Raw genomic sequence first — 7,253 nt, 5'->3', positions numbered from 1 at the left:
GGGATTCCGGAGTCATGCTTGCCCCTCTGGTGTCGTGGGTCGGTGTCTCCAGGAAGGGGGGGGGGGGGGGGGGGGCGCAGGGGGTTGAGGCCCGGACCGCTCCGTCGTGTCGTCAAGCCCGCGACACCGAGGGCTCCCTGGGTCTTGACTGAGCGTGTCGCCCTTCTTCGGGGCGCTCGGCCAGGAGGTTCGACATGAGCACGACAGACAGGGATCCGGCTGACGGCGGACTGCCGCGACGGGCAGAGGGCTCGGCGGCGGGCGGCACGGCGCGCATCGACTCCGCGGGGGATACGGGAGCGGCTGCGGCGACGGACCGCTCCGCGACTCCGGACCGTTCCGCCTCCTCGGACCGTTCCGCCTCGGCGCACTCGGCCCCCGAGCACCGCGCGCCCGTCGACCCCGACTCCGCCGAGGCGAAGCAGGCCCGTGCGGCCGCGCGCAAGGACATCCACCAGCGCGAGCGCGACCGCTTCGGCGGCTTCAAGATCGGCTGCGCCTTCTTCGGCTGGCTCGCCGCCACCGGACTCGCCGTCCTCCTGACCGCCCTCGTCACCGCGATCGGGGCCGCCGTCATCGGCACCCAGGACGTCACCGGCGACCTCGCGGCCGACCCCGCCGCGTTCGGCTGGGCGGGCGCGATCGCACTGCTGGTCATCCTCCTCGTCGCCTACTACTGCGGCGGCTACGTGGCAGGCCGCATGGCCCGCTTCAGCGGAGCGAAGCAGGGCGTCGGAGTGTGGGCCTGGGCGGTCGTCGTCGCGATCGTCGTGGGCATCGTCTCGGCGATCACCGGCGGCAGCCAGGCGCTCTCCGCGGTGAGCGGCTTCCCGACGATCCCGCTCGACGCCGGCGACGCCACGGCCGCGGCGGTCGTGACGGCGCTCGCCGCCCTGGTCGTCGCGCTGGTCGGCGCCGTGCTCGGCGGTCTCGCCGGCATGCGCTTCCACCGCCGCGTCGACCGCGAGGGCCTCTCCGGCCTCTCCGTCTGACGCTCCCGTCCCTGCTCCCTCCCCGGAAGCTGCCGCTCCGTTACGCCACGCACGCCGTGTCGCGCACCGGAGTGGCAGCTCGCGGAGGGGAGGTAGGGTCCATCGCGTGACGGGGGAGCGAGGGGCGCGGCTGGCGGGCGAGCTGCGGGAGTGGGACGCGGGCGCGCTCGCGGACCTGCGGGACGAGTACCTGGCGTTCCTCGAGCAGCGCGGCGAGCCGGCGCTCGAGCGCGACGGCGGCCCCGAGCACGTCACGGCGAGCTGCTTCGTGCTCTCGCCGAATCTGGCGCAGGTGCTGCTCTGCTTCCACCGCAAGGGCCGGTTCTGGGTGCAGCTCGGCGGTCATGTCGAGCCCGGCGACGACTCCACGGCCGACGCGGCCCTCCGCGAGGCGCAGGAGGAGAGCGGAGCGGCACGGCTGCAGCAGCTCGGCGTCCTGCCCCTCGACCTCGACCGGCACGCGCTCGGCGACGGCTTCGGCCGCTGCTCCCGCCACTGGGACGTGGGCTACGGTGCGATCGCCGATCCGGACGCTCCGGTGACGGTCAGCGACGAGAGCGACGACGTGGCCTGGTGGCCGGTCGACGCGCTGCCCGCCGAGGTGCCGCCGGGGTTCGCCGAGCGGCTGGCCGGGGCGCTCGCCGCGGCGCGGCTGCTCCGTGGTGCGGGGTCGCTCGGCGGCTGATCGAGACCCACCTCGCATACCGGCAGCGCGCCTGCGACGAGTCCTCCCCGTGACTCCGGCGCCGTGCGGCACGATGGGGCGATGAGCAGCACCGCTGACCCCGTCGTCGTCCTCGCCGGTGCGAGCGGATTCCTCGGGACGGACCTCACCCGCCGCTTCACGGCCGACGGCTGGACGGTGCGGAGGATCGGCCGCTCCGGGCCGGACGCGCGCTGGGGCGACACCGCCGGCATCACCCGGGTCCTCGACGGTGCGCGCCTCCTGGTGAACCTGGCCGGCAAGAGCGTCGACTGCCGGTACACCGCGGCGAACCGCGCCGAGATCCTCCGCTCGCGCGTGGCGACCACCGCGGAGCTGCACCGCGCGGTCGCGGCGGCCGCGACTCCTCCGCCGGCCTGGATGAACGCGAGCACGGCCACGATCTACCGGCACGAGGAGGAGCGGGCGAACACCGAGGACGAGGGCGTGCTCGGCGAGGGCTTCTCGGTCGACGTGGCGCGGGCGTGGGAGTCGGAGTTCTTCGCCGGGGAGACGCCCGGCGTGCGGCGCGTGGCGCTGCGGATGTCCATCGTGCTCGGAGACGGTCCGGCGACGGCGATCCTGCTGCGGCTGGCGCGGCTCGGCCTCGGCGGTCCGCAGTTCGACGGACCGTGGCCCTCGACGCGCGCGCGCCGCGAGGCCGGTGTGCACCACGAGCACCGGCGCACCCGCGGCCGTCAGCACTTCAGCTGGATCCACGTGGAGGACGTCCACCGGTCGATCCGCTTCCTCGAGGAGTCGACCCTCGACGGGCCGGTGAATCTCGCGTCGCCGAATCCGAGCGACAACACCGAGCTCTCCCGGCTGCTCCGCGCCGCCGTGGGCCGCCGGATCGGCGTGCCGGCTCCGCGCTTCGTCCTCGAGCCCGCGACGCTCCTGCTCCGCACCGAGTCCGAGCTCCTGCTCAAGTCCCGCTGGGTCGTGCCCGCCCGCCTCGAGGACGCCGGCTTCACCTTCGCGCACCCCCACCTCGCCGAGGCCCTCCGCACCCTGGCCTGACCCGCCCCCCCGCGAGGCGACCGACCTCCGCCGCGAGCCCGTGTCGCGGAGGTCCGAGTCCGAGTGCGGATCCACCCCACCCCGGCCACCCTCGAGGCGTCGACCGGAACGCGTGCCGAGCGTTCTGGACGCGCCGACCGCGCCCCGCTCTCCGAGTACCCGGCCGATCTCTGAGTCGACCGCGCCACGCCGCGCGGGGAGCGGCGTGGCCGACATCACGCTGAGGTCGCGCTACTGCGCGACCTTCGCCGCGATGTCGCTCCGATACAGCCCGCCGTCGAGGTGGATCAGGTCGAGCGCGCGGTACGCCCGCTCCCGCGCCTCGGCGAAGTCGGCGCCGCGCGCTACGACGTTGAGCACGCGGCCGCCGGTGGCGACGAAGCTCCCGTCGACCAGCTGGGTCGCCGCGTGGGCGATGGTGACGCCGGGGACGTCCGCCGCCGCGTCGAGTCCGGTGATGGTCCGTCCGGTGACGGCGTTCTCGGGGTAGCCCTCGCTCGCGAGGACGACGGTGACGGCGACCTCGTCCGTGAACGCGGGCCACGGGACGGAGGCGAGCGCGCCGGTGGCCGCCGCGTGCAGCAGCGCGGACAGCGGGGAGGCGAGGCGGGGGAGGACGACCTGGGTCTCGGGGTCTCCGAAGCGGGCGTTGAACTCGATCACGCGCAGGCCCGCGTCGGTCACGATGAGGCCGCAGTAGAGGAGTCCGACGAAGGGGGTGCGCTCGCGCTCGAGCTGGCGGATGGTCGGGATGGCGACCGTGTCGATCACCTCGTCGACGAAGGCGCGCTCGCTCTCCCAGCGGTCGGCGAGCCAGGGGAGCGGGGAGTAGGCGCCCATGCCGCCGGTGTTCGGCCCCTCGTCGCCGTCGCTCAGGCGCTTGAAGTCCTGCGCGGGGGAGAGGGGGACGACGTCGTGGCCGTCGGAGAGGAGGAAGAGGGAGACCTCCTGGCCGGCGAGGAACTCCTCGATGAGGACGTCGCCGGACTGCAGCCAGAACTCGGCGTGCGCGATCGCGGCGCTGCGCGACTCCGTCACCAGGACGCCCTTGCCCGCGGCGAGGCCGTCGGCCTTGACGACCGAGGGGAGTCCGTACTCGTCGATGGCGCGGGTGGCGTCGACCAGGGTGGAGACGCGGGTCGCGCGGCCGGTGGGCACGCGGGCCATGTCCATCACGCGCTTCGCGAAGGTCTTCGAGCCCTCGAGTGCGGCGGCGGCCCGGTCGGGGCCGAAGGTGGGGATGCGGCGCTTGCGGAGCGCGTCGGCGACTCCGGCGACCAGGGGCGCCTCGGGGCCGATGACGACGAGCTCGATGCCCTGCTCCACCGCGAAGTCGCTGACCAGCCGGGGGCTGTTCGTGTCGAAGTGGATGACCTCGACGTCGCGCGCGATGCCGGCGTTGCCGGGCGCCGCGATGATCTCGTGGTGCTCCTCCTCCGCGAGGAGAGCCGTGATGATGGCGTGCTCACGGGCACCCGAACCGAGGACGAGGATCTTCACCTTGACAGGATAGGGCGCCCCGCGCCGGGGCTGGTCCCTGTGACGTCCTCCTCCGCAGGGCGGCGCTGCGGACGCCGACACGCCGGGCGGAGCCCCGCGGAGGCCTCCGGGAGCGAGCGGCGGCGGCAGGATGGGTGGATGGCCAAGGGCAGGATCGACGAGGCGAGCGGGCAGTCCGCGGTGCGGGCGGCGCTCGCCGGAGGAGCGGACCGGAACACGACGGCGACGGCGGTGCGGTTCCTCCTGCAGATCATCGAGACGAACGTCCCCGGGCGCAGCGTCGAGGTGCGCGTTCCGCCGTTCGGCGCGGCCCAGTGCGTCGAGGGCCCGGGCCACACCCGCGGGACTCCGCCGAACGTGATCGAGATGGACGCGGCGACCTGGCTGCCGCTCGCGACCGGCTCGCTGCCGTGGAGCGAGGGTCTCGCGAGCGGGCGGATCCACGCCTCCGGAGTGCGCGCGGACCTCACGCCGTTCCTCCCCATCCTGCGCGTCGGCTGAGCGTCGGCGAGTTAACTTCTCGTAAACGCGGCGGCGAGCCGTCGTCCGAACGTTTGACCTGGGGTCCGCCGTCGGGTTGTCTGGGAATAACCCCCTCACGCGGCACGAATCCTCTCCGGATCCACCGCTCGATGCTTGGAGTCCCCTTCACGATGCGCAGTACTTCCCCGGGCCGACGCGGCCTCACCCGACTCCTCTCCGCGACCGCCGTCGGCGCCGTCGCCGGAGCGGCCCTCCTCGGCGCCACGCCCGCCGCGGCGGCCGAGGGCGATGTCGCCATCGACATCCTCTCGATCAACGACTTCCACGGGCGGCTCGCCGCCGACCGCGCCGTCGCCGGAGCCGCCGTGCTCGCCGGGGCCGTCGACTCCTACCGCGCCGCCAACCCGAACACGCTGTTCGTCTCGGCCGGCGACAACATCGGCGCCTCGACCTTCGTGTCGAAGGTGCAGGGCGACATCCCCACGCTGGACTCGCTCAACGCGATGGGCCTCGACGTCAGCACCCTGGGCAACCACGAGTTCGACCAGGGCCGCGCCGACGTCGACGGCCGCGTCGTGGACGCATCGGCGTTCCCCTACGTGAACGCGAACCTCTACGACACCGCGACCGGCGAGCGCGCCTACTCCCCGTACGTGATCACCGAGCAGGACGGCGTCTCCGTCGCCTTCATCGGCGCGATCACCGAGGACCTCGGCAAGCTCGTCAGCCCCGCCACGATCTCGACGCTCTCCATCGAGCCGATCGCCGAGAACGTCAACGAGGTCGCCGCGCAGCTCCAGGACGGCGACGCCGCCAACGACGAGGCCGACGTGGTCGTCCTGCTCCTGCACGAGGGAGCCGACGCCGACGCGGCCGAGCTGAACACTCCGGAGGCGGACCCCAAGTTCGGCGCGATCGTCGACGCGGTCGCCCCGAACGTCGACGCGATCGTCTCGGGCCACAGCCACCAGGAGTACGACGCGGGCATCGACGCGGGCCGGGCCTTCCCGACCGTCGTGTCGCAGACCGGCAGCTACGCCGAGAACATCGGCCGCATGTCCCTGACCGTCGACCCGGCGACCAAGCAGCTCACCTCGCTCACCAGCGAGGTCGTGCCGCTGACGAAGGTCGTCGACGACCCGACCTCCGACGACCCGGCCAAGACGATCGTCGTCGGCGCCTTCGAGCCCGACCCCGAGGTCGAGACCATCGTCGCCGACGCCCAGGCCGTCGCCGTCCGCGAGGGCAGCGTGAAGGTCGGCACCATCACCGAGGACATCTCGCGCGCCTACCGCCCGGACGGCACCACGACCAACCGCGGCTCGGAGTCGACCCTCGGCAACCTCGTCTCGGACGCCCAGCTGTGGGCCACCCGTGAGCTCGGCACGCAGATCGCCTTCTCGAACGCGGGCGGCCTGCGCGACGACCTCTCCTACACCGCGACTCCGGACCAGCCCGGCGACGCGGACGGCGTGGTCACCTACGCCGAGGCCTCCGACGCCCAGCCCTTCGCGAACACCCTGGTGACCCTGCAGCTGACCGGCGAGCAGATCTCCGACCTGCTCGAGGAGCAGTGGGTGGGCAGCTCCAGCCACCCGCAGCTGAACCTCTCCACCTCGAAGGACCTCACCTACGTCTTCGACGCCACGGCGCCCGAGGGCTCGCGCATCTCGCAGGTGTTCTTCCAGAACGAGCCGATCGACCCGGCCGCGACCTTCACCGTCGTGACCAGCAGCTTCCTCGCGAGCGGCGGCGACGGCTTCAGCACCTTCACCGAGGGCACCGGCACGGCCGACTCCGGCCGCATCGACCTGGACGCCTTCGTCGGCTACATCCAGGACCTCGGCACCGTCAGCCCCGACCCCGTGCAGCGCACGATCGGCCTGACCGACAACGTCCCGGACTCGGGCGAGTACGCGGTCGGCGACACGATGACCGTCGACCTCTCCTCGCTCCTGTTCAGCACCGGAGCCGCGGCCGACACCACCGTGACCGCGAGCGTCGACGGCACCGTCGTCGGCACCGCGACGATCGACCCGACCCGGGCCGTCACCGACGACTCGACCGGTCGCGCCTCGTTCTCGGTCCCGATCGACGAGAGTCTGGCGGGCGGCGCGCACACCGCGACGTTCGTGCTCGACACCACCGGCACCGAGATCAGCGTCGGCTTCGCCGTCGCGGCCGGCGCCGGAGCGGGCACCCCGACTCCCGGACCGACCACGGAGCCGACGCCCGCGCCGACCACGCCGCCCACCACGGGCCCCGCGCCGACGCCGACCACTGCTCCGGTCGCCGGCTCGCACCACCTCGCCGAGACCGGAGTGGACGCGACCCCCGCGTTCGCCGCCGGGATCGCCGCTCTGCTGCTCGGTCTGGGCATGACGGTCGCGCGCCTGCGCCGCCGCACCGCCGCGAAGTAGCCGCACCGCGCGCACGACGGGCCCTCGACTCCGGTCGGGGGCCCGTCGTCGTGTGCGGGCGAGCCGATGGTCGACCCCCGGGAGCCGTGGCGGGGGGGCGCTCCCCGAGGAGCGGCAGCAGCCCCCGGAGACGCG

6 protein-coding genes are annotated in these 7,253 nt (G+C 73.7%); 5 read left to right on the top strand and 1 reads right to left on the bottom strand.

Features of this window, described 5'->3' with window-relative positions; genetic code table 11:
* Window positions 1–194 precede the first annotated feature (194 nt).
* The 3 genes from C5C53_RS17200 to C5C53_RS14650 all read left to right on the top strand — a co-directional run bounded on the left by C5C53_RS17200 (window position 195) and on the right by C5C53_RS14650 (window position 2,715).
* Complete coding sequence (locus tag C5C53_RS17200; protein WP_181065536.1) at window positions 195–992, top strand: hypothetical protein; 798 nt, start codon at window positions 195–197, stop codon at window positions 990–992.
* 106 nt (window positions 993–1,098) lie between these two features.
* Window positions 1,099–1,677, top strand: a complete 579-nt coding sequence (locus C5C53_RS14655; RefSeq protein ID WP_258063517.1) for an NUDIX hydrolase — start codon at window positions 1,099–1,101, stop codon at window positions 1,675–1,677.
* Between the two features lie 81 nt (window positions 1,678–1,758).
* Window positions 1,759–2,715, top strand: coding sequence for an epimerase (locus C5C53_RS14650; protein WP_104267873.1), 957 nt, complete (start codon window positions 1,759–1,761; stop codon window positions 2,713–2,715).
* Between the two features lie 231 nt (window positions 2,716–2,946).
* Here C5C53_RS14650 and purD read toward each other — a convergent pair whose 3' ends face one another.
* Window positions 2,947–4,215, bottom strand: coding sequence for a phosphoribosylamine--glycine ligase (gene purD / locus C5C53_RS14645; protein ID WP_104223771.1), 1,269 nt, complete (start codon window positions 4,213–4,215; stop codon window positions 2,947–2,949).
* A gap of 138 nt (window positions 4,216–4,353) precedes the next feature.
* Between purD and C5C53_RS14640 the strand changes: the two genes are divergently transcribed.
* Both C5C53_RS14640 and C5C53_RS14635 read left to right on the top strand, forming a co-directional pair.
* On the top strand, window positions 4,354–4,716 hold the full coding sequence (locus C5C53_RS14640) for a sterol carrier family protein (protein ID WP_104223770.1): 363 nt from the start codon (window positions 4,354–4,356) through the stop codon (window positions 4,714–4,716).
* A 152-nt stretch (window positions 4,717–4,868) separates the two neighbouring features.
* The gene (locus C5C53_RS14635; protein WP_181127781.1) at window positions 4,869–7,118 is read left to right on the top strand and encodes a bifunctional UDP-sugar hydrolase/5'-nucleotidase; all 2,250 of its coding nucleotides are present in this window, start codon (window positions 4,869–4,871) and stop codon (window positions 7,116–7,118) included.
* Window positions 7,119–7,253: the final 135 nt, after the last annotated feature.

The sequence above is a fragment of the Rathayibacter sp. AY1E3 genome, from assembly GCF_002932235.1.
Lineage (GTDB): Bacteria > Actinomycetota > Actinomycetes > Actinomycetales > Microbacteriaceae > Rathayibacter.
The sequence above is the reverse complement of the archived record's forward strand: the minus strand, read 5'-3'. Positions and strand labels throughout refer to the sequence as shown.

What these genes read in the sequence shown, in the direction of transcription:
- C5C53_RS17200 (WP_181065536.1), top strand. Translation starts at nt 195, where the DNA reads ATGAGCACGACAGACAGGGATCCGGCTGACGGCGGACTGCCGCGACGG.
- C5C53_RS14650 (WP_104267873.1), top strand. Translation starts at nt 1,759, where the DNA reads ATGAGCAGCACCGCTGACCCCGTCGTCGTCCTCGCCGGTGCGAGCGGA.
- C5C53_RS14640 (WP_104223770.1), top strand. Translation starts at nt 4,354, where the DNA reads ATGGCCAAGGGCAGGATCGACGAGGCGAGCGGGCAGTCCGCGGTGCGG.
- C5C53_RS14635 (WP_181127781.1), top strand. Translation starts at nt 4,869, where the DNA reads ATGCGCAGTACTTCCCCGGGCCGACGCGGCCTCACCCGACTCCTCTCC.